22 protein-coding genes are annotated in these 20,092 nt (G+C 61.0%); 17 read left to right on the top strand and 5 right to left on the bottom strand.

The genetic code is table 11. The annotated features are described in order from the left end of the window. The first annotated feature begins 2 nt into the window (after nt 1-2). Both alkB and ada read left to right on the top strand, forming a co-directional pair. Nucleotides 3-668 (top strand): DNA oxidative demethylase AlkB, encoded by a 666-nt coding sequence (gene alkB, locus WH299_RS14790; protein WP_339550636.1) that lies wholly within the window; start codon nt 3-5, stop codon nt 666-668. A 75-nt stretch (nt 669-743) separates the two neighbouring features. Further along, nucleotides 744-1,790 (top strand): bifunctional DNA-binding transcriptional regulator/O6-methylguanine-DNA methyltransferase Ada, encoded by a 1,047-nt coding sequence (gene ada, locus WH299_RS14785; protein ID WP_122727136.1) that lies wholly within the window; start codon nt 744-746, stop codon nt 1,788-1,790. Here ada and WH299_RS14780 read toward each other — a convergent pair. Continuing rightward, the gene (locus tag WH299_RS14780) at nt 1,787-2,365 is read right to left on the bottom strand and encodes a CGNR zinc finger domain-containing protein (protein WP_123477550.1); all 579 of its coding nucleotides are present in this window, start codon (nt 2,363-2,365) and stop codon (nt 1,787-1,789) included. The two genes, ada and WH299_RS14780, sit on opposite strands and share 4 nt — an antisense overlap. 173 nt (nt 2,366-2,538) lie before the next feature. On the opposite strand from WH299_RS14780, the gene WH299_RS14775 reads away from it, so the two are divergent. The 8 genes from WH299_RS14775 (at nt 2,539) to WH299_RS14740 (ending at nt 10,863) form a co-directional block, all read left to right on the top strand. Continuing rightward, nucleotides 2,539-3,417, top strand: coding sequence for an alpha/beta fold hydrolase (locus tag WH299_RS14775; RefSeq protein WP_339550633.1), 879 nt, complete (start codon nt 2,539-2,541; stop codon nt 3,415-3,417). A 109-nt stretch (nt 3,418-3,526) separates the two neighbouring features. Beyond that, nucleotides 3,527-4,588, top strand: a complete 1,062-nt coding sequence (locus WH299_RS14770; RefSeq protein ID WP_028616227.1) for an NAD(P)H-dependent flavin oxidoreductase — start codon at nt 3,527-3,529, stop codon at nt 4,586-4,588. A 113-nt stretch (nt 4,589-4,701) separates the two neighbouring features. After that, on the top strand, nt 4,702-5,460 hold the full coding sequence (gene modA / locus WH299_RS14765; RefSeq protein WP_339497737.1) for a molybdate ABC transporter substrate-binding protein: 759 nt from the start codon (nt 4,702-4,704) through the stop codon (nt 5,458-5,460). Next, on the top strand, nt 5,461-6,141 hold the full coding sequence (modB, locus tag WH299_RS14760) for a molybdate ABC transporter permease subunit (RefSeq protein WP_123477556.1): 681 nt from the start codon (nt 5,461-5,463) through the stop codon (nt 6,139-6,141). It abuts the gene before it with no gap. A 5-nt stretch (nt 6,142-6,146) separates the two neighbouring features. Further along, nucleotides 6,147-7,226 carry a molybdenum ABC transporter ATP-binding protein gene (gene modC / locus WH299_RS14755; RefSeq protein ID WP_126570314.1) on the top strand — a complete coding sequence of 360 codons (1,080 nt, stop codon included), beginning with the start codon at nt 6,147-6,149 and terminating at the stop codon, nt 7,224-7,226. Nucleotides 7,227-7,304: 78 nt separating this feature from the next. Further along, the gene (locus tag WH299_RS14750; RefSeq protein ID WP_126570315.1) at nt 7,305-8,342 is read left to right on the top strand and encodes a DNA topoisomerase IB; all 1,038 of its coding nucleotides are present in this window, start codon (nt 7,305-7,307) and stop codon (nt 8,340-8,342) included. Between the two features lie 124 nt (nt 8,343-8,466). Next, entirely contained in the window at nt 8,467-10,089 is a 1,623-nt protein-coding gene (locus tag WH299_RS14745) for an ATP-binding cassette domain-containing protein (RefSeq protein WP_339550631.1), read from the top strand. Nucleotides 10,090-10,158: 69 nt separating this feature from the next. Beyond that, complete coding sequence (locus WH299_RS14740) at nt 10,159-10,863, top strand: YoaK family protein (RefSeq protein ID WP_126570317.1); 705 nt, start codon at nt 10,159-10,161, stop codon at nt 10,861-10,863. Nucleotides 10,864-11,009: 146 nt separating this feature from the next. On the opposite strand, the gene WH299_RS14735 is transcribed toward WH299_RS14740, so the two are convergent. The 4 genes from WH299_RS14735 to WH299_RS14720 all read right to left on the bottom strand — a co-directional run bounded on the left by WH299_RS14735 (nt 11,010) and on the right by WH299_RS14720 (nt 12,826). Then, entirely contained in the window at nt 11,010-11,363 is a 354-nt protein-coding gene (locus WH299_RS14735; RefSeq protein ID WP_028616233.1) for a hypothetical protein, read from the bottom strand. 172 nt (nt 11,364-11,535) lie between these two features. Continuing rightward, on the bottom strand, nt 11,536-11,847 hold the full coding sequence (locus tag WH299_RS14730) for an AzlD domain-containing protein (protein ID WP_028616234.1): 312 nt from the start codon (nt 11,845-11,847) through the stop codon (nt 11,536-11,538). After that, entirely contained in the window at nt 11,844-12,539 is a 696-nt protein-coding gene (locus WH299_RS14725) for an AzlC family ABC transporter permease (RefSeq protein ID WP_028616235.1), read from the bottom strand. The genes WH299_RS14730 and WH299_RS14725 overlap by 4 nt, the downstream gene beginning before the upstream one ends. 71 nt (nt 12,540-12,610) lie before the next feature. Next, nucleotides 12,611-12,826, bottom strand: coding sequence for a hypothetical protein (locus tag WH299_RS14720; RefSeq protein ID WP_005788169.1), 216 nt, complete (start codon nt 12,824-12,826; stop codon nt 12,611-12,613). 177 nt (nt 12,827-13,003) lie between these two features. Here WH299_RS14720 and WH299_RS14715 point away from each other — a divergent pair, with 177 nt between their 5' ends. The 7 genes from WH299_RS14715 (at nt 13,004) to mgtA (ending at nt 20,068) form a co-directional block, all read left to right on the top strand. Further along, entirely contained in the window at nt 13,004-13,360 is a 357-nt protein-coding gene (locus tag WH299_RS14715; RefSeq protein WP_033902961.1) for a metalloregulator ArsR/SmtB family transcription factor, read from the top strand. A 19-nt stretch (nt 13,361-13,379) separates the two neighbouring features. Further along, nucleotides 13,380-14,663, top strand: a complete 1,284-nt coding sequence (locus WH299_RS14710; protein WP_323623698.1) for an arsenic transporter — start codon at nt 13,380-13,382, stop codon at nt 14,661-14,663. A 14-nt stretch (nt 14,664-14,677) separates the two neighbouring features. Further along, nucleotides 14,678-15,148 (top strand): arsenate reductase ArsC, encoded by a 471-nt coding sequence (locus WH299_RS14705; RefSeq protein ID WP_323623699.1) that lies wholly within the window; start codon nt 14,678-14,680, stop codon nt 15,146-15,148. Between the two features lie 11 nt (nt 15,149-15,159). Next, nucleotides 15,160-15,846 (top strand): arsenical resistance protein ArsH, encoded by a 687-nt coding sequence (arsH, locus tag WH299_RS14700; RefSeq protein WP_339550628.1) that lies wholly within the window; start codon nt 15,160-15,162, stop codon nt 15,844-15,846. Between the two features lie 48 nt (nt 15,847-15,894). After that, nucleotides 15,895-16,506 (top strand): LysE family transporter, encoded by a 612-nt coding sequence (locus tag WH299_RS14695; RefSeq protein WP_323623701.1) that lies wholly within the window; start codon nt 15,895-15,897, stop codon nt 16,504-16,506. Nucleotides 16,507-16,824: 318 nt separating this feature from the next. Further along, nucleotides 16,825-17,118 (top strand): hypothetical protein, encoded by a 294-nt coding sequence (locus WH299_RS14690; protein ID WP_339550627.1) that lies wholly within the window; start codon nt 16,825-16,827, stop codon nt 17,116-17,118. Nucleotides 17,119-17,353: 235 nt separating this feature from the next. Further along, nucleotides 17,354-20,068 carry a magnesium-translocating P-type ATPase gene (gene mgtA, locus WH299_RS14685; protein ID WP_028616244.1) on the top strand — a complete coding sequence of 905 codons (2,715 nt, stop codon included), beginning with the start codon at nt 17,354-17,356 and terminating at the stop codon, nt 20,066-20,068. Nucleotides 20,069-20,092: the final 24 nt, after the last annotated feature.

Genomic DNA, 20,092 nt, shown 5'->3' with positions numbered 1-20,092 from the left:
CGATGCCCGGCCCCACCGCTGACCTGTTCGCCGACGACGCCCTGCAACAACCCGCAGGGCGTGAGCAAATTGGCGAACAGTCCTACGTATTAAGGGGCTACGCCCTGCCCTGGATTGAGCGCCTCCTGCCGGAGCTGCGGCGGGTGCTGGCTCAATCACCGTTTCGACAAATGGTCACACCCGGCGGCTTTACCATGTCGGCGGCTTTGAGCAGTTGCGGCGACCTGGGCTGGACCACTGACACGTCCGGCTACCGCTACTCGCCACTCGACCCGCGCAGCCAGCAGCCGTGGCCGAAGATGCCAGAGGTCTTGCGTCAATTGGCGGTGCACGCGGCGGCAGAGGCCGGTTTTCCCGACTTTGCCCCTGATGCTTGCCTGATCAACCGCTATGTGCCCGGCGCCAAAATGTCCCTGCACCAGGACAAAAACGAACGCCGCTATAGCGAACCGGTTGTATCTGTGTCGCTTGGCCTGCCGGCGATTTTCCTGTTTGGTGGACACGAACGCAGTGACAAAACCCGGAAAGTCTCACTGCTCCATGGCGACGTAGTGGTCTGGGGCGGCGTGGATCGCCTGCGCTTCCACGGAGTGATGCCGATCAAGGACGGTGTGCATCCGGTCATGGGGCCGCAACGCATCAACCTCACGTTTCGCACTGCCGGTTGATTTGACCGCAAGCTTCAGAGTGCCAGGTAGGCGCGGCGCGATTAATCTGAACGGAATCCGTCAAGAGTGCCAAGCATGACAACCGAACAAGACCCACGCTGGGCGGCCATCCTCGCCCGCGACCCCAAGGCTGATGCGCTGTTCGTCTACGGTGTGAAGACCACTGGCGTGTACTGCCGCCCCAGCAGCGCCTCACGTTTACCGCGCCCGGAAAACATCGAGTTCTTCGACACCCCGGTGCAGGCCGAAGCCGCCGGTTATCGCGCCAGCAAACGTGCAGCGGGAGACCAGACTCTGCTGGTTGCGCACCACGCGCAATTGGTGGCTCAAGCCTGCCGACATATCGAACAAGCCGAGACGCCGCCCAGCCTGAGTGCGCTGGCCGCCCAGGCCAACCTGAGCCCTTTCCACTTTCACCGCGTGTTCAAAACCGTCACCGGCCTGACGCCTAAGGGCTATGCCACCGCGCACCGTTCGCGCAAGGTACGCGATGGGCTCAAAAGCTCGCACTCGGTAACGGACGCGTTGTATGACGCCGGCTTCAATTCCAATAGCCGCTTTTATGAATCGGCCGACCAGCTCCTCGGCATGAAACCCAGCGACTACAAAGCTGGCGGCACTAACACGGCGATCTTGTTCGCTGTCGGGCAGTGTTCATTGGGGGCGATCCTGGTGGCGCAGAGCGCCCGTGGCGTCTGCGCGATTCTGCTGGGGGACGATCCCGGCCAATTGGTGCGCGATCTGCAGGATCAGTTTCCCAAAGCCGAACTGGTAGGCGCCGACCAGCGCTTCGAGCAGTTGGTGGCACAGGTCGTGGGGTTTATCGAAGCACCTGCGCTCGGCCTGGACCTGCCCCTGGATCTGCGCGGCACGGCATTTCAGGAACGGGTGTGGCAAGCCTTGCGCGAAATTCCAACGGGGAGCACGGCCAGTTACGCGCAGATCGCAGAGCGGATTGGCGCGCCGAAATCGTTCCGCGCGGTGGCTCAAGCGTGTGGCGCGAACAGCCTCGCGGTTGCGATTCCCTGCCACCGTGTGGTGCGCAGCAATGGCGACCTGTCGGGCTATCGTTGGGGCGTGGAACGTAAGCAGCAGTTGCTGGAGCGCGAGCGCAAGGCTTAACCCAGCTTGCGCTTGCGAAACTCGGCGACTTTATGCCGGTTGCCACACAGCGCCATGCTGCACCAACGGCGCTTATGGGCCTTGGTGCGATCGTAGAACCACAACACGCATTCGGGATGTTCGCAGGTGCGGATCAGGTTGAAATCCCCGTCCACCAGCAAACGCGCTGCGGCTTCAGCAATCATCGAGAGAAATTGCTCCGGGGTTTGCAGCTTGCGCTGACGCTCAACGCGTAACTCACCCGACGCCGGCCAAGCCAACTGCGGATGGCTGACGGCCTTGCGCAAAAAGCCATTCAGTGCGGCGGGATCGCCCTGCGCTCCTTCCTTGCGCGCTTCCAGCAACACACGGATCACCTCGCGCAGCTCACGGCCCACCCGGAGCAATGCGCCCGCTTCAAACACAGGCACCTGCCCCTCCTCAACCCACCCCAGGCGCACCAGCCAACGCTCGACGTCGGCATCGGACTGCCAGAAGTCATGCGGTTGGGCGTCGACATTGGCGCGCGTGTTGAGCATGTCCAGCACCGGGTCGTCGGCGAGTACATAAGGTTCAAGGGAGGCTGGGATAGTCATGGTCATTCCTCTTCAGGGCGCAGACATAGTAACCGCTATCTAGTCACGCGGATAGTTACACGACACAAATTTGAAACCGTTATAAATAGTTTGACAGGTTACTTTTTTCAGCGCAGCTTTTGAAGAAGGTAACCCGTATATCAATCCAATCAAGTTACAAAGGTGACTTCATCATGACCCTTCCAACCTCCGTCGTTCACTACCGCCATGTCGATGCCGACGGCGTACGCATGTCCTACCGCGAAGCCGGCGACCCCTCGGCGCCGGTCATCTTGCTGCTGCACGGTTTCCCCAGTTCGTCGCACATGTACCGCGATCTGATCCCCTTACTCGCCACGCGCTTTCGGGTGATCGCGCCGGATTTGCCGGGTTTCGGCTTTACCGAAGTGCCTGCCGAGCGCGACTACCACTACAGCTTCGATAACCTGGCGATCACCGTCGGACATTTTGTCGATGCGCTGGAATTGACGCGTTACGCGCTGTACGTCTTCGACTATGGCGCACCGGTAGGTCTACGCCTGGCAGTGGCGTACCCGGAACGGGTCAGCGCGCTGGTTTCGCAAAACGGTAACGCCTACCTGGAAGGTCTGGGGGACGCCTGGGCACCGATTCGCGCCTACTGGGCCGAACCAAGCCAGGCCAACCGCGAGGTGATCCGCAACGCGGTGATCAGCCTGGAAGGCACGCGCTACCAGTACCTGCACGGCGTGAATCAACCCGAGTTGGTGGCACCAGAGTCCTACATGCTCGACGTACTGCTCATGCAGCGACCCGGCAACGACGAGATCCAGCTGGACCTGTTCCTCGACTACCGCAACAACCTGACGCTGTACCCGGCGTTCCAGGCCTTCTTCAAGGCCAAGCAAGTGCCAACACTGGTGATCTGGGGCCAGAACGATCCGTTCTTCATCCCGCCGGGTGCACACGCCTATCAAACCGACAACCCGAACGCCGTGGTGGAACTGCTCGACACTGGCCACTTCGCCCTGGAAACCCATGCGGCCCATATCGCCGAGCGGATTCACGCGGTGCTGGGAAACGCCATCAACTAATGGCGCATCACGGAACGTGCCGTTCGTCCAGTGAATAAAACAGAGTGGCCGGGTGTCATGGGCCCTGTTAAAACAGGGCAAAGCCTCACTAACGCTGGAGAGACATCCCATGAGCACCTGGCCAGACACCCGCATTATCGACCTGCTGGGGATCGAACTGCCGATCATCCAGGCGCCCATGGCCGTGGGCACCACCACGGCCATGGTCATTGAGGCCAATAGAGCTGGCGCGCTGGGCTCATTGCCGGCGGCCGCACTGAGTCTCGCGCAACTGCGCGAAGCGCTGGCCGCCATCCGTGAGGCCAGCCCACGCCCGATCAACGTCAACTTCTTCTGCCACCAGCCTCCAGCCCCCGACGCAGCGCGTGATCGGCGCTGGAAGGACTTGCTGGAACCCTACTACCGTGAATTGGGTGCCGATTTTGAGGCGCCGACGCCCGTGTCCAACCGCGAACCGTTTAATGAAGCGGCTTGCCAAGTCATCGAGGAATTCCGTCCCGAAGTCGTCAGTTTTCACTTCGGCCTGCCAGAAAAAGCCCTGTTGGATCGGGTAAAAGCCACGGGGGCGAAAGTGCTGTCCTCGGCCACCACCGTGGAAGAAGCAATCTGGCTGGAGCAGCACGGCTGCGATGCGATCATCGCCATGGGCAGTGAAGCTGGCGGGCATCGTGGCTTGTTTCTCAGCGATGACCTCAATACCCAGATCGGCCTGTTCGCCTTGCTGCCGCAAGTGGTCGACGCCGTCAGCGTGCCGGTGATTGCCGCCGGCGGGATCGGCGATGCACGCGGGATTGTCGCGGCCTTTGCCCTGGGCGCCTCGGCGGTACAGATCGGCACGGCTTACCTGTTTACGCCTGAAGCCAATGTCACGCCTTCGCACCACCACGCATTGCGCCATGCCCAGGCCAGCGAAACCGCGCTGACCAACCTGTTTACCGGTCGTCCGGCACGGGGCATTGTCAACCGGGTGATGCGGGAGTTGGGTGCAATCAACCCAGCCGCCCCGGCATTCCCGACCTCCGGCGGCGCATTGATCCCGCTCAAGGCCAAGGATGAAGCGGGCTTCAGCAATTTATGGTCCGGCCAGGCGCTGCGCCTGGGCAAAGACACCACCACCTATGACCTGACGCGCGAACTGGCGGAGCAGGCCTTGGCCAAACTCAACCCGTAGAACCTGTGGCAACTTTGCACTGTACCGGCAATGGCCAACCGCTATATATTCCCATACATAGCGGTTAAGCCTTCTACCTATAACAAGCCGTACACCCTCAAAGGAGCTGCTTCATGAAGATTCACGCCGCACGCCTGGCCAGCCTGGTCGCTGCCCTCGCCTTCGGTTCGGCCCATGCCGATGAAGTCCAGGTGGCCGTCGCCGCCAACTTCACCGCACCGATCCAGGCGATTGCCGCCGACTTCGAAAAAGACACCGGCCACAAACTGGTCGCAGCCTACGGTGCCACCGGCCAGTTCTACACCCAGATCAAGAATGGTGCGCCGTTCGAAGTCTTCCTGAGCGCCGACGACACCACGCCGCAAAAACTTGAAACCGAAGGCGACACCGTCAAAGGCTCGCGCTTCACCTACGCCGTCGGCACCCTGGCGCTGTGGTCGGCCAAGGAAGGTTATGTCGACGCCAAAGGCGAGGTGCTGAAGAAAAACGCGTTCAAGCACCTGTCGATCGCCAACCCGAAAGCCGCGCCTTACGGCCTCGCCGCCACCCAAGTGCTGGCCAAGGAAGGTTTGACCGAGAAGGTCAAAGACAAGATCGTCGAAGGCCAGAACATCACCCAGGCCTACCAGTTCGTGTCCACCGGCAACGCTGAGCTGGGCTTCGTGGCCTTGTCGCAGATCTATAAAGACGGCAAAGTCACCAGCGGTTCGGCGTGGATCGTTCCCGCCGCCATGCATGACCCGATCAAACAAGACGCGGTGATCCTCAACAAGGGCAAGGACAGCGCCGCTGCCAAGGCGCTGGTCGACTACCTCAAGGGGCCTAAGGCCGCTGCTGTCATCAAGTCCTATGGTTACGAGCTGGCCAAGTAAATGCCGTTATCGAGTGCCGATTTTTCCGCCATCTGGTTGACCATCAAACTGGCGTCACTGACTACCGTGATCCTGTTGATCATCGGCACTCCGATAGCCCTGTGGTTGTCGCGCACCCGATCCTGGTGGCGCGGCCCCATTGGCGCCATCGTCGCTCTGCCATTGGTGTTGCCACCGACGGTGATCGGTTTTTACCTGCTGTTGACCATGGGGCCCAATGGCTACTTCGGCCAGTTCACCCAATGGCTGGGCCTGGGCACCCTCACCTTCAGCTTCGCCGGGTTGGTCATTGGCTCGGTGATCTATTCGATGCCGTTTGTGGTGCAGCCGTTGCAAAACGCCTTCTCCGCCATCGGCACACGCCCGCTGGAAGTGGCCGCAACCTTGCGTGCCAATCCTTGGGACACGTTCTTCACCGTCATTTTGCCCCTGGCGCGGCCAGGGTTTATCACCGCCTCCATCCTGGGTTTTGCGCACACCGTGGGTGAGTTCGGCGTGGTGCTGATGATCGGCGGCAATATCCCGGACAAGACCCGGGTGGTGTCCGTGCAGATCTACGACCATGTGGAAGCCATGGAATATGCCCAGGCCCATTGGCTGGCCGGCTCCATGGTGGTGTTCGCGTTCCTGGTGTTGCTGGCGCTGTATTCCAGCCGTAAAACCAAGCTGGGCTGGAGTTGATGTCGATGATTGATGTACGTCTGCAACTCAAGTATTCGGGTTTTGCCCTGGAGGTCGACCTGCACTTGCCCGGTCGCGGTGTGACGGCGCTGTACGGGCATTCCGGTTCCGGCAAGACCACCTGCCTGCGCTGTATCGCCGGGCTGGAGCGCGCCGAAGACGGCTTTGTCCAGATCAATGATGAAGTCTGGCAAGACAGCCGCAACGGATTGTTCGTACCGCCCCATAAACGCGGCCTGGGCTACGTGTTTCAGGAGGCCAGCCTGTTCCCTCATCTGTCGGTGCGGGCCAACCTGGAGTTCGGCCTCAAGCGCATTCCCCGTCAGCAGCGCCGTGTGGATATGGCCCATGCCACCGAGTTGCTGGGCATCGGCCACCTGCTCGACCGCCATCCCCAGCACCTTTCCGGCGGTGAGCGCCAGCGCATCGGCATCGCCCGCGCCTTGCTCACCAGCCCCAGTCTGTTGTTGATGGACGAACCCCTGGCCGCCCTCGATAGCCAGCGCAAAAGCGAGATCCTGCCGTACCTCGAACGCCTGCACGATGAACTGGATATCCCGGTGCTGTATGTCAGCCATGCCCAGGATGAAGTGGCGCGCCTGGCCGATCACATCGTCTTGCTCAGCGACGGCAAGGCCCTGGCCAGCGGCCCCATCGGCGAAACCCTGGCGCGGCTCGACCTGCCCCTGGCGCTGGGCGACGATGCCGGCGTGGTGATCAACGGCGCGGTCAGTGCCTATGACGATCACTATCAGTTGCTCACCCTGCAACTGCCCGCCAGCGCCTTGCACATGCGTGTAGCCCATGCGCCGTTGGCGGTGGGCAAAGCGTTGCGTATCAAGGTGCAGGCGCGGGATGTGAGCCTCAGCCTGCAAGCGGAGGAACACAGCAGCATCCTCAACCGCCTGCCGGTTACGGTCACGCAAGAGATTTCGGCAGACAACAGCGCGCATGTGCTGGTGCGCCTGGACGCGGGTGGCACGCCGTTGCTGGCGCGCATCACGCGTTTCTCCCGCGACCAACTGCAACTGCAGCCCGGCCAGAGACTCTGGGCACAGATCAAGGCCGTCGCGGTGTTGGCGTAAGCAACCTTTTGGCACGACCGCACACCGCTGCGGTCCATCAGACATACCGGCCTGATTTGTTGCCAAGGAACCCGCCCCATGTCCGACTCTGCGCTGCCCCGCGACCTGCATTACGTTGACGACACCCAGCCCGGCATCCGCCGCAAGACGCTGCGCGGCAAGTTCCAGTATTTCGACCCCAAGGGCGAACGCATCACGGATGCCGACGAGATCAAGCGCCTCAACGCCCTTGCCGTCCCGCCGGCCTACACCGATGTGTGGATCTGCGCCGACCCGCGCGGCCATCTGCAAGCTACCGGCCGCGATGCACGCGGGCGCAAACAGTATCGCTATCACGCGCGTTGGCGCGAAGTGCGGGACACGGACAAGTATTCGCGGCTGCAGGAATTCGGCAGTGCACTGCCGAAATTGCGCAAACAGCTCGAAGCGCAAATAGCCGAGCCCGGATTTACCCGCGAAAAGGTGCTGGCCACCGTGGTGACGCTGCTGGACGCTACGCTGATCCGCGTCGGTAATACCCAGTATGCCCGCGACAACAAGTCCTATGGGCTGACCACCCTGCGCACCCGTCATGTGGATGTAAAAGGCAGCGAAATCAAGTTCCAGTTTCGCGGCAAGAGCGGTGTCGAGCACCAAATCAGCGTTAAGGACCGGCGACTCGCGACAGTGGTCAAACGCTGCCTGGAATTGCCGGGCCAGAACCTGTTCCAGTACCTGGATGAGGATGGCGAGCGGCACACCGTCAGCTCCCAAGACGTGAATGATTACCTGCACAAACTCACCGGCGCCGACTTCACCGCCAAGGATTACCGCACCTGGGCCGGTACCGCCATGGCGTTGGCCGTATTGCGGGAACTGGAGTGGCAGCCCGAATCCGATGCCAAAAGGCATGTTGTGTCGATGGTCAAGGATGTCGCCAAGCAGCTGGGTAACACCCCGGCGGTGTGCCGCAAGTGTTACATCCACCCTGCCGTGCTGGAGCATTTCAGCCTCGGCGAACTCTCCAAGTTGCCCAAGCCGCGCCTGCGCAAAGGGCTCAAGGCCGAAGAAGTGGCCTTGGCGATGTTTCTTGAGCAATTGGCGGCGGACTTGCCGAAACAAGCCAAGACGGGTTAGGCTTTGCCTCCCTTCTGATCCGCAGGACGACCGCCGACGTGAACCACTAAGCCTTCCAAAATGTATCTGCAACGAGCCGCCTGGCGCGCTTGTTGGCCTGTCCGACATTTTTTTGGAGGTGCTGATGACTGACGTCAACCGGCTGCCCGTCCTTGTTTCCCTGCAACACCTGAGCTTCCAGTTCGCCAATGGCGAAACCCTGCTGGATGACTTGACCCTGTCCATCGATCACACACCTACCGGCATTGTGGGGCGCAATGGTCGAGGTAAAAGCATTCTCGCCCGCTTGATCGCTGGGTTGCTGGCGCCCTCCTCTGGCTCGCTGAATGGCCCAGGCCGAGTGATCTACGTTGCGCAGAGCATCGCGGTTGCGCCAGGGGAAACGGTCGCCGATCTCACCGGCACCGCAGAGATATTGGCCGCCCTTGAACGCATGACCCGAGGCGCCGCACAGGTCGAAGACCTGGAATTGATCGACGACCGCTGGGACCTGGCCGAACGCTTGCGCAGTGCCTTGGACGGCGCGGGGCTGTCGCAGCTGGCTTCTGATACCCCGGCCGACCAACTCAGCGGCGGCCAGTTGGCCAGGGTCGCTATCATCGGCGCGCTGCTGGCCGCGCCGCCGCTGCTGGTGCTCGATGAACCCACCAACCACCTCGACAGCGAAGGCCGCGCCTGGCTGCTTCGTGTGCTCAGCGCTTGGCGTGGTGGCCTGGTGGTGGTCAGCCATGATCGGCAATTGCTCAACGTCATGGCGCGCATCATTGAACTGTCGCCCCTGGGCGTAAACGTCTATGGCGGCAACTACGATGCCTATCGCCTGCAGCGTGATGCCGAACAACAGGCCGCCATCGCCGCGCTGGACCATGCACGCCTGGAGCGCAGCCGCGAACGGCGGCGCCTGCAAAAGGACCACGACAGCCTGCAACGCAACGCCGCGCGCTCACGCAAGCATGCGGAAACCGCCAACGTCGACCGTTTCACCAAGGCGCGCTGGAAAGGCGCCGCCACGGAAATCGTCAGCACCGTGCGCAGCGCGCATTGGCAACATAAACACGAACTGGATACCCAGGTGCGCCAGGCTTATGAACGGGTAGAAGAAGAAACGCCGACGCTGTTGGCATTGCCCGCATCAGCGGTGCCCAACGGGAGGCAGGTGTTGTCGTTGGTGGACGCACAGTTGCCGTGGCTGCCGTCGACCTGTCTGAATGTGCATCTCGCAGGTCCGGTGCGCGTTGCCGTACGTGGGCCGAACGGCTGCGGCAAGTCCACGTTGCTGAAGGTACTGGCCGGTAAATGGCAGGTCGTCGCGGGTGAATGCAAGGTGCATCTGCCCTGCGCCTACATTGATCAGCACCTTGCGCTGCTGGACGATCAGCGCTCCATCGTCGAACAACTCAACCTGCTCGACACCCCCCTGGCCGAAGCCGAATTGCGTACACGCCTGGCCTTGCTGCAACTGGATGCCTTGCGCGTCACCCAACCCACCGGGCAACTCAGCGGTGGCGAACGCTTGAAGGCCGCGATGGCAATTGCCTTATGGCGCGAAGTGCCGGCGCAACTGCTGTTACTGGACGAACCGACCAACCACTTGGACCTGGAGTCGGTGATGGCTTTCGAGCAGGCGCTGCAAGGTTTCAACGGGGCAATGCTGGTGGTCTCCCATGACGCGGCGTTCATTCAATCGATCAAGCCCACCCATTTCCTGGATTGGCACCACACAGGTTGGTCGTTGGAAGCTGTCTGAGGTCATTGCACGCGCGCTGAAAGCGTCCTACGGTAGTGGCCGGATAATCTCACCGAGGAACCCGGCCCTATGCTGCCTTCGCCCCGCAAGCCTTACGCCAATGCTGCACTCGCCCACCGGCAACGCTGGCGTGGCCGGGTCGGGCTGATGCTAGTGGCCAGTCTGTCGGTACTGGCGGGCATGACCGACGCCATCGGCTTCATGGCGAGCGGCGATTTCGTTTCGTTCATGAGCGGCAACACCACGCGCCTGGCGGTGGCGATCAGCGCAGGGGATCTTGGGCTGACCGGACGGCTGTTGTTGCTGGTCGCGACATTTGTGGTCGGCAACGCCTTGGGGGTGGTGGTCAGTCGAATGAGCCGTCGCCACGCCTTGCCGTTGCTGCTGTGTATTGCGGCGTTGTTGTGCGGCGCGGCATGGCTGCCTTTCGCGGATACGCTGCCCGCGCTGCTGGCGGCGATCATCGCGATGGGCATGCTTAATGCCGCTGTGGAAGAGGTCAACGGTTTGCCGGTGGGGCTGACTTATGTCACCGGCGCGCTTTCGCGTTTTGGTCGTGGGCTCGGGCGCTGGTTGCTCGGAGAGCGGCGCAGTGGCTGGCGCGTGCAGTTGATTCCGTGGGCAGGCATGTTCGTGGGGGCGGTGATTGGCGCACTGCTGGAGCAGCAGATGGGCTTGAAAGCGCTGATGGTCAGCGGCGTGTTGGCGGGGTTGCTGGGGGTGGTGTCACTGAAGATTCCCCGTCGCTGGCACTTGGGCTACATGCCGCGCTGAAGAAAGGAAGGGATGCTCGCCGGACGTTTAGGCCTCGACGTCCGTGTACTGGTAAAGAGCCATCATGTCGGGCGAGCGGGTGAATCATAAGCTAATGCCCGGCGGCTGTCGTGCCAGGCATTTCCTAAATCGTCTAAGGCAATGGATTACAGGCAGGTCGCGAGTGCGGCCAAACGACGCTTGGCGGGCATGTTGTCTTCTGCGGCGTAGTACTTGATGGAAGAACCGGCACCCGCGCTCTGCACATCAACAAAGTAATCGCCAGCGGTGGTGTACACGGTGTAACCGCCCGCCTCGATCGGTTCCTTGAAGCCGCCGGCATCAACGCCGAACACGCTTTCGTCCTGCCAGCCAAACTGCACGCATTCGGCAACGACCAGGGTGGCCTTGTCCGACGCCAGGGTCTTGTAGGGCGTGCCTGCGCGCGCTTCTTTCATCTTCGAACCCGCGCAACCGGCCAGGGCCGCCAGTACCAGTGCGCCAATTACCACCTTGTGCATGCCATTGCTCCGTCGGAAAAAAACGCGACTGTACCATTGCCGCGTGCCGGACTGACGGCTGCATAAACTTTGTTTCACTGTAAAGGGAGAAGGCGCGGCCTATATTGGCCACGCTCATTTTTAGAAGTCTTCCTTCGGCCCGCCCTCCCGCGGGCTTTTTTTCGCCTGGGTTTTAGAGCAACCAGCGGAACAGGTAGAACAACGCCATGCTCAGCAACACGGTGACCAGCACATTGCGCGTCCAGTACATCAGCCCCACCGCGCTGATACCCGCCAACAGGTAAGGGTTGGCCGGGCTCAGGTTCAGATGATGATCCGCCAGGAAAATGATCGGCCCGCAAATCGCCGTGAGCATGCCCGGCACTGCAAACCCGAGAAATTCCCGCGCCCCCCGGTTGAGGCGCACCGGCAGGCGCGGCTCGATAAACAGGTAACGGTTGAAAAAGACCACCAGGCCCATCGCCACGATCATGATGTAGATCATTGCTGCCCTACTCCTAGTCGCTTGCAGGCATAACCCGCGCTCATGCCCAGCACGCCGGACACCACCACCGCCGATTCCCAATGCAGGAAACTCAGCCACACCGAAAACACCAGTGACACCGCCACGCAGACCACAGTGGGGACGTCACGCACCACCGGCGTGATCAGCGCGATAAAGGTGGCGGCGATGGAAAACTCCAGGCCCAGTTGGTCAAGACCGGGGATGCTCTTGCCGAGCACGATGCCGGCCAGAGTGAACAGGTTCCAGGCGATATAGAACGTCAGCCCCACACCCAGCGCATACCAGCGGTTGAAGGTCTCACGGTCGTAGTGGCTGACCAGTGCGAAAAATTCATCGGTGAGCAGAAAGCCCAGGCTCATGCGCCAGCGGGTCTTGAGCGGCGACAAAATCGGACGCAGGTGCATGCCGTAGAGCAAATGCTGGGAGGTCAGCAGCAAGGTGGTCAGTACGATGGAAATCAGGCTGGCGCCACTCTTGACCATGCCGATGGCGACCAGTTGCGCCGCACCGGCAAACACGATGGCGGACAACCCCTGGGCTTCCAGCGGACTGAATTGCGCATCGATGGCCATGGAACCGGCCAGCAGTCCCCAAGGCGCGCAGGCCAGGGACAAGGGAATAACGGCAATGGCGCCGCGAGCGAAGGCGTAATGCGGTAAGGCGGTAGGCATGGAAACGGCTCATCGACAGACAGTCGACAAGCATGCCAGCACAACAATGGGCTTGTCTTGAACGATCTTGCTCAGGCGAGCCGGACCGACACCTGCTCCACCGAATCACGCGCTTCGCGCAACTCATAGGCATCCTGATTGAGCCGGTGAATGGTATTGAGCAGGCGCTGGCGCAGCACTTCATCGCCGAGTTTTTCGACGGCGCGCATCAGGTCGAACGCGGCGGTTTCATTATTTTCCGCGACGGAATCCAGGGTCTTGCGCAGGTTACGAGTAGCACGGGTCACGCGGAGTCTTCCTTCATCAGCAATGGGCAGGCACTTTAGGACATTCGTGTTTCATTTTAATTTCAAACACTTGTGGTGGATTTCACGGCATTTGATCCATATCAATTGAAACAGGGTTTGACTGATACATATGGAAATACGTATATTCGGATAACCATATATACAAAGACCTTCGCCATGTCGGACTCCCTCTCCCCGCCCACCCTCTTCAAATGCCTGGCCGATGCCACCCGCGCACGCCTGACATTACTGATCCTACGTGAAGGCGAACTTTGCGTGTGCGAACTGATCCATGCCTTGGATGACAGCCAGCCGAAAATCTCCCGGCACCTGGCGCAACTGCGCAGTTGCGGGTTGCTGCAGGACCGTCGTCAGGGTCAATGGATCTACTACCGCATCAATCCTGCGCTGCCCGAGTGGGTGACGCAGGTGCTGCACACCACCTTGCAAGCCAACCAGCCATGGTTGCACAGCGACGCGCAGCGTCTGGATGCAATGGGCGACAGACCACAACGGGCCAGCACCTGCTGCTGAGCCATCGGAGCCTTTATTCATGCTTGTCGCAATTGCCATTTTCATCTTCACCATCGTCCTGGTCATCTGGCAGCCCAAAGGTTTGGGCGTTGGCTGGAGCGCCACGATGGGCGCGATCCTGGCCCTCGCCTGCGGCGTGATCAGCCTGGCTGACATTCCCGTGGTGTGGCACATCATCTGGAATGCCACCGGGACCTTTGTCGCGCTGATCATCATCAGCCTGCTACTGGACGAAGCCGGCTTTTTTGCCTGGACTGCGCTGCATGTCGCACGCTGGGGACGTGGACGCGGCCGACGTTTGTTTGCCTATATGGTGTTGCTCGGCGCCTTGGTCTCGGCGCTGTTCGCCAACGACGGCGCGGCACTGATCCTGACGCCGATCGTGATGTCGATGCTGCTGGCGCTGCGCTTTTCTCCGGCGGCTACCTTGGCGTTCGTCATGGGCGCGGGCTTTATCGCCGACACGGCAAGCCTGCCGCTGGTGGTGTCGAACCTGGTGAATATCGTCTCGGCGGATTACTTCAAGATCGGCTTTAACGAATACGCCGCCGTGATGGTGCCGGTGAACTTCGTCAGCGTCGCGGCCACGCTGGCGGTGCTGCTGTGGTTCTTCCGCCGTGATATTCCGCAGACCTACGACCCCGCCGACCTCGAAGACCCCGCCAGCGCCATCCACGACCGCGCCACCTTCCGTGCCGGTTGGTGGGTGCTGGGCATCCTGTTGGTAGGCTGCTTTGCCCTGGAACCGCTGGGCATTCCGATCAGCGCGATTTCCGCCGTGTGCGCCGTGCTCCTGCTGGTGATCGCCGCCAAGGGCCACAAAATCTCCACGCGTAAAGTGCTGAAAGAAGCGCCGTGGCAGATCGTGATCTTTTCCCTCGGCATGTACCTGGTGGTCTACGGCTTGCGTAACGCCGGCCTCACCACCTACCTGGCGACCTGGCTCGATACCTTCGCCACTTACGGCGTGTGGGGCGCAGCCATGGGCACCGGCGTGCTGACGGCGTTGCTGTCCTCGGCAATGAACAACCTGCCGACGGTGTTGATCGGCGCGCTGTCCATCGAGTCCAGCCATGCCGTGGGTGTGGTCAAGGACGCGATGATCTACGCCAACGTGATCGGCAGCGACCTGGGCCCGAAAATCACCCCCATCGGCAGCCTCGCCACCTTGCTGTGGCTGCATATCCTGGCACGCAAGGGCATCACCATCACCTGGGGCTACTACTTCAAGGTCGGCATTGTGCTGACCTTGCCGGTGCTGTTGATCACCCTCGCCGCCCTCGCCTTGCGACTGAGTTTCTAAAAGGAGATCGCTCCATGAAAGTCCTGTTCATGTGTACCGCCAACAGCTGCCGCAGCATCTTGTCCGAAGCGATGTTCAACCACTTGGCGCCAGAAGGTTTCGAGGCGATCAGCTCCGGCAGCTTTCCCAAGGGCCAGGTCCTGCCGCGCAGCCTGAGCACGTTGCAGGCCGCCGGCATCAGCACCGAAGGCCTGTACAGCAAAGGCAACGACGCGTTCGAAGGCAGCCCGCCAGACGTGGTGATTACCGTGTGCGACAAGGCGGCCGGCGAAGCTTGCCCGGTGTATTTCGGGCCGTCTGTGAAGGCGCACTGGGGGTTGGAAGACCCTTCGGATGTGCAGGGTGACGATGCACGCGTACAGGCGGCATTCGACGCCACGCTGAAGACCATTGCCACTCGCTGTCGAGCGTTTTTCATCCTGCCGTTTGCCGAGCTCAGCCCAACTGAACTCAAGGCAGAACTCGCTCGAATTGCCGAGCTGTAATCGGAGGCGCTATGACCACCCTGCCCAACCTGGACCTGTCGCTGATCCCATCAAAACCGGACGGCTTGGCCCCACCACCGCGCATCCTGCTGCTCTACGGCTCGACCCGCGAACGCTCCTTCAGCCGCCTGCTGGTGGAAGAAGCCGCACGCCTGTTGCAGTACTTCGGTGCGCAAACGCGCATCTTCAACCCCAGCGGTTTGCCACTGCCCGACGATGCGCCGCGTGAGCACCCCAAAGTCCAAGAACTGCTGGAACTGATGCAGTGGTCCGAAGGCCAGGTGTGGTGCTCGCCCGAGCGCCACGGTTCGATGTCAGCGGTGTTCAAGGCGCAGCTCGACTGGGTGCCGCTGGCCCTTGGCGCGGTGCGCCCAACCCAAGGCAAAACCCTGGCGGTGATGCAAGTGTCCGGCGGCTCGCAGTCGTTCAACACGGTTAACCAGTTGCGCGTCCTGGGGCGCTGGATGCGCATGTTCACCATCCCCAATCAATCCTCGGTGCCCAAGGCGTTCATGGAGTTCGACGATCAGGACCGCATGAAGCCCTCCGCCCTGTACGACCGCGTGGTCGATGTGATGGAGGAACTGGTGAAGTTCACCCTGCTGCTGCGCGATCGCCCGGACCTGGTTGACCGCTATTCGGAGCGCAAGGAAAGCGCCGACGAACTCTCGCACCGCGTCAATCAACGGTCGATCTGAGCCCGCCTGCCAGCGTATGCTCTCGCACTTTCCTGAAAGGACGCGGGCATGCTGACGATCTTCTTTTACGCGCTGGTATTCGGTTTCGTGTTTTGTCTATCCCCCGGCGCAGTACTGGCGGAGACCCTGCGCCGTGGCTTGCTGCATGGCTTCACGCCGGCCCTGCTGGTGCAGTTCGGTTCACTGGTGGGCGATGCAGTGTGGGCGATAATCGGCCTGACCGGCATCGCTTTGCTGATCCAGCATGATGCCGTGCGCGTGCCGTTGACGGTGGTGTGTGCGTTGTACCTGGCTTGGCTCGGCATTCGCAGCCTGATCGACGCCTGGAAGCTACCTGAGTCAGACGATGCACCCGCCAGCACTCGGCAAAACGCACTGGCCACCGGGGCGGCGATCTCCCTGGCCAACCCGAAAAACATTGTTTACTGGGGCGCGTTGGGCAGCGCGCTGTCAGGCATCGTCGGCACCACGCCCAGCCACGGGCAGACGCTGATGTTCTTTGCCGGGTTCATGTTGGCGTCGGTGCTGTCGTGCTTTCTAATCGCGGGGCTGGTCAATTTGTTGCGCCAGAACGCGTCACCGTTGTGGCAACGTATCAGTTATGGCACCTGTGGCGTGGTATTGATCTATCTGGCAGTTCTGGCCGCACAGGGTATATGAAGTTATATATCCGCTAACTTCCGAGTGCCTCTTGTCTGAATGAACTCTGAACGCCGGACAATTTAATTAATCATGCGTTGACATTTTTTAGCCTTCTGAGTAGATTGCCCGTGCCCGCAACTGGGGCCTTTTTTAAACCTCACAAAAGAAGCCAATGGACACAGTATCTAGTCGCTGTCCGAGCACCGCTTACGCGGGCATCGGGCGCCAAACCCAGAATATGACAGGACTCGCCACCCCGGTCCGGTAAGCTGCGCTAGAGCTCGATGCTCCACCGTAACTGCCTCGCCGGTCGCTCGTCCGGTCCCGAGGTGTGTTATGACCTTCCAAGCCCTTGTTTTGCCTGATGTACGCACACTATCGGCCGCCCTGCGCGCCAAGCTGTGCCGTGAGCCAGTAGGTTTTTCGCCTACCCGCTCAGCGTTTGCTGCACCCTCCCCTCAAGTGCGCCCGGCCTACCCGCTGGCGCATTGGCGTATCTGCCCGGAAAGCGGCCAACTGGTGCAGCACTGGGATCACGCCGACCCTCAAGACCCGCAGAGACCCAAGGTTTCCAGCCTGGCACAGGCCAGCTTGATGCTCGGTCTTTATGTGAGCGCTCGCGCCGCCTGACCCGGCTGGAAACAGCAACTTCCTGATCCCTGTTCTGGAGTTCTTTATGAACACGTCCAGTAGTAGCCCGCTGCGCGCTAGTTAACTAACGCGCTGTTAGCGGGCAATATAGAAGTTATGTGAACACCTTATTTAAACCGATCGCGAAGTTAGCGACTCGGCATGCTTTCGCTCGCCTGTATTCAGGTAAGTACCGGGTATGTTTTGTCGAAAATTGGCGACAGGAGTACAGACAATGAGCGCCGTAAAAAACCCGCCTCTGCACAAAAAGAATGGCACCGACGCCGACACCAAACTGTCGATGCGTGCCGCCCGCGAAGCCCACAACGGCCTGTCGGCCACCCTGGCGAACGTACGTGCCACCCAGGACGGTTTGACCGAACTGGACGCCTCCGCTCGCCTGCAACGCGAAGGCTACAACGAAGTTGCCCACGACAAGCCGCCTCACGCCATCGTCCAGTTCCTGCAGGCACTGAATAACCCCTTTATCTATGTGTTGCTGACCCTGGCCGGTATCAGTTTCTTCACCGACTGCTGGCTGCCGATGCAGGAAGGCGAAGACGCTGACCCAACCAAAGTCATCATCATCATGACCATGGTGCTACTCAGCAGCCTGCTGCGCTTCTGGCAGGAACACCGCTCGGCCAAATCCGCCGAAGCCCTGAAAGCCATGGTACGCACCACGGCCACCGTGTTGCGCCGTGAACAGGTAGGTTCGCAACCCACCCTGCGCGAAGTGCCGATGCGCGAGCTGGTGGCCGGCGATATCGTGCAGCTATCGGCCGGCGACATGATCCCGGCGGACATCCGCCTGATCGAATCCCGCGACCTGTTCATCAGCCAGGCGGTGCTCACCGGCGAAGCCTTGCCGGTGGAAAAGTACGACACCTTGGGTAACGTCACGCAGAAATCCGCCGGGCCAGTGGTTGCCGACCAGGGCAACCTGCTGGACCTGCCGAACATCTGCTTCATGGGCACCAACGTGGTCAGCGGCCGTGCAAAAGCCGTGGTGGTCGCCACCGGGCCGCGCACTTACTTTGGCTCCCTGGCCAAAGCGATTGTCGGTTCCCGAGTGCAAACCGCGTTCGATCGCGGGGTGAACAGCGTCAGTTGGTTGCTGATCCGCTTCATGCTGGTGATGGTGCCGATCGTGTTCCTGCTCAACGGTTTCTCCAAGGGCGACTGGGGCGATGCGTTCCTGTTCGCCCTGGCGGTGGCCGTCGGCCTCACCCCGGAAATGCTGCCGATGATCGTCAGCGCCAACCTGGCCAAGGGCGCCACCGCCATGGCCAAGCGCAAAGTGGTGGTCAAGCGCCTCAACGCGATCCAGAACTTCGGCTCGATGGACGTGCTGTGCACCGACAAGACCGGCACGCTGACCCAGGACAAGATCATCCTCGAACACCACGTCAACGCCTTTGGCCAGCGTGATGATGCCGTACTGTCCCTGGCCTGGCTCAACAGCCATCACCAGAGCGGCATGAAGAACCTGATGGACCAGGCGGTCGTGGAATTCTCGGAGCAGAACCCGAAGTTCAAGGTGCCGTTCGCCTACAGCAAGGTCGATGAGTTGCCCTTCGACTTCGTGCGCCGTCGCCTGTCGATCGTGGTCAAGGATGCTGCCGACGACCAACTGCTGGTGTGCAAAGGTGCCGTGGAAGAGATGCTGAGCATTTCCACCCATGTCATGGAAGCGGGCGCCGCCGTGCCGCTGGACGAGCGTCGCCGTGAAGAACTGCTGGCGATTGCCAACGACTACAACGAAGACGGGTTCCGTGTGCTGGTGGTCGCCACCCGCCACATTCCTAAATCGATGGCACGCCAGCAGTACACCACCGCTGACGAGCGCAACCTGGTGATCCAGGGCTTCCTGACCTTCCTTGATCCACCGAAGGAAACAGCCGGCCCTGCGATTGCGGCACTGCAACAGATCGGCGTAGCAATCAAGGTGTTGACCGGCGACAACGCCGTGGTCACCAGCAAGATCTGCCGCCAGGTCGGTCTCGATCCAGGCCAGCCGCTGCTGGGAGCTGAAATTGAAGCCATGGACGACGCCACGCTGCTGCGCCGCGTGGAAGAACGCACCGTGTTCGCCAAGCTGACACCGCTGCAGAAGTCCCGCGTGCTCAAGGCGCTGCAAGCCAACGGCCACACCGTGGGTTTCCTCGGTGATGGAATCAACGATGCACCGGCACTGCGCGATGCCGACGTGGGTATCTCGGTCGATACGGCCACCGATATCGCCAAGGAATCGGCCGACATCATCCTGCTGGAAAAGAGCCTGATGGTGCTGGAAGAAGGCGTGCTCAAGGGCCGCGAAACCTTCGGCAACATCATGAAGTACCTGAACATGACGGCCAGCTCCAACTTCGGCAACGTGTTCTCGGTGCTGGTGGCCAGTGCGTTCATTCCGTTCCTGCCGATGCTGTCGATCCACCTGCTGTTGCAGAACCTGATGTACGACATCTCCCAGCTCGCCTTGCCGTGGGACAAGATGGACAAGGAGTACCTGGCCAAGCCGCGTAAGTGGGATGCGAAGAACATCGGCCGGTTCATGATCTGGATCGGGCCGACCTCGTCGATCTTCGACATCACCACCTTTGCACTGATGTGGTACGTGTTCGCCGCCAACAGTGTGGAAATGCAGACCCTGTTCCAGTCCGGCTGGTTCATCGAGGGGCTGCTCTCGCAAACCCTGGTCGTGCACATGCTACGGACCCGCAAGATCCCATTCTTCCAGAGCACCGCCGCCTGGCCGGTGTTGATGATGACCTGTGTGGTGATCGTGCTGGGGATCTACGTGCCGTTCTCGCCATTGGGCACCCTGGTAGGCCTGCAACCGTTGCCACTGGCGTACTTCCCATGGCTGGTGGGCACCCTGCTCAGCTACTGCTGCGTGGCCCAACTGATGAAGACGATCTACATCCGCCGCTTCAAGCAGTGGTACTGATCTCCCCCGCCGTTTAAACGGTGG

Source organism: Pseudomonas sp. MYb541, assembly GCF_037479595.1.
GTDB classification, from domain to species: Bacteria; Pseudomonadota; Gammaproteobacteria; order Pseudomonadales; family Pseudomonadaceae; genus Aquipseudomonas; species Aquipseudomonas canadensis.
Note: the sequence above shows the minus strand (reverse complement) of the source record. Positions and strands in the feature narration are given on the sequence as shown.

Bases quoted from the DNA above. Each gene is read 5' to 3' on its own strand.
- WH299_RS14715 (WP_033902961.1), top strand. From the start codon at position 13,004: ATGTCGGACTCCCTCTCCCCGCCCACCCTCTTCAAATGCCTGGCCGAT.
- WH299_RS14695 (WP_323623701.1), top strand. From the start codon at position 15,895: ATGCTGACGATCTTCTTTTACGCGCTGGTATTCGGTTTCGTGTTTTGT.
- WH299_RS14690 (WP_339550627.1), top strand. From the start codon at position 16,825: ATGACCTTCCAAGCCCTTGTTTTGCCTGATGTACGCACACTATCGGCC.
- WH299_RS14770 (WP_028616227.1), top strand. From the start codon at position 3,527: ATGAGCACCTGGCCAGACACCCGCATTATCGACCTGCTGGGGATCGAA.
- WH299_RS14735 (WP_028616233.1), bottom strand. From the start codon at position 11,363: ATGCACAAGGTGGTAATTGGCGCACTGGTACTGGCGGCCCTGGCCGGT.
- WH299_RS14780 (WP_123477550.1), bottom strand. From the start codon at position 2,365: ATGACTATCCCAGCCTCCCTTGAACCTTATGTACTCGCCGACGACCCG.
- WH299_RS14710 (WP_323623698.1), top strand. From the start codon at position 13,380: ATGCTTGTCGCAATTGCCATTTTCATCTTCACCATCGTCCTGGTCATC.
- WH299_RS14705 (WP_323623699.1), top strand. From the start codon at position 14,678: ATGAAAGTCCTGTTCATGTGTACCGCCAACAGCTGCCGCAGCATCTTG.
- arsH (WP_339550628.1), top strand. From the start codon at position 15,160: ATGACCACCCTGCCCAACCTGGACCTGTCGCTGATCCCATCAAAACCG.
- WH299_RS14745 (WP_339550631.1), top strand. From the start codon at position 8,467: ATGACTGACGTCAACCGGCTGCCCGTCCTTGTTTCCCTGCAACACCTG.
- WH299_RS14725 (WP_028616235.1), bottom strand. From the start codon at position 12,539: ATGCCTACCGCCTTACCGCATTACGCCTTCGCTCGCGGCGCCATTGCC.
- WH299_RS14775 (WP_339550633.1), top strand. From the start codon at position 2,539: ATGACCCTTCCAACCTCCGTCGTTCACTACCGCCATGTCGATGCCGAC.
- modB (WP_123477556.1), top strand. From the start codon at position 5,461: ATGCCGTTATCGAGTGCCGATTTTTCCGCCATCTGGTTGACCATCAAA.
- WH299_RS14740 (WP_126570317.1), top strand. From the start codon at position 10,159: ATGCTGCCTTCGCCCCGCAAGCCTTACGCCAATGCTGCACTCGCCCAC.
- ada (WP_122727136.1), top strand. From the start codon at position 744: ATGACAACCGAACAAGACCCACGCTGGGCGGCCATCCTCGCCCGCGAC.
- alkB (WP_339550636.1), top strand. From the start codon at position 3: ATGCCCGGCCCCACCGCTGACCTGTTCGCCGACGACGCCCTGCAACAA.
- modA (WP_339497737.1), top strand. From the start codon at position 4,702: ATGAAGATTCACGCCGCACGCCTGGCCAGCCTGGTCGCTGCCCTCGCC.
- mgtA (WP_028616244.1), top strand. From the start codon at position 17,354: ATGAGCGCCGTAAAAAACCCGCCTCTGCACAAAAAGAATGGCACCGAC.
- WH299_RS14750 (WP_126570315.1), top strand. From the start codon at position 7,305: ATGTCCGACTCTGCGCTGCCCCGCGACCTGCATTACGTTGACGACACC.
- WH299_RS14730 (WP_028616234.1), bottom strand. From the start codon at position 11,847: ATGATCTACATCATGATCGTGGCGATGGGCCTGGTGGTCTTTTTCAAC.
- modC (WP_126570314.1), top strand. From the start codon at position 6,147: ATGATTGATGTACGTCTGCAACTCAAGTATTCGGGTTTTGCCCTGGAG.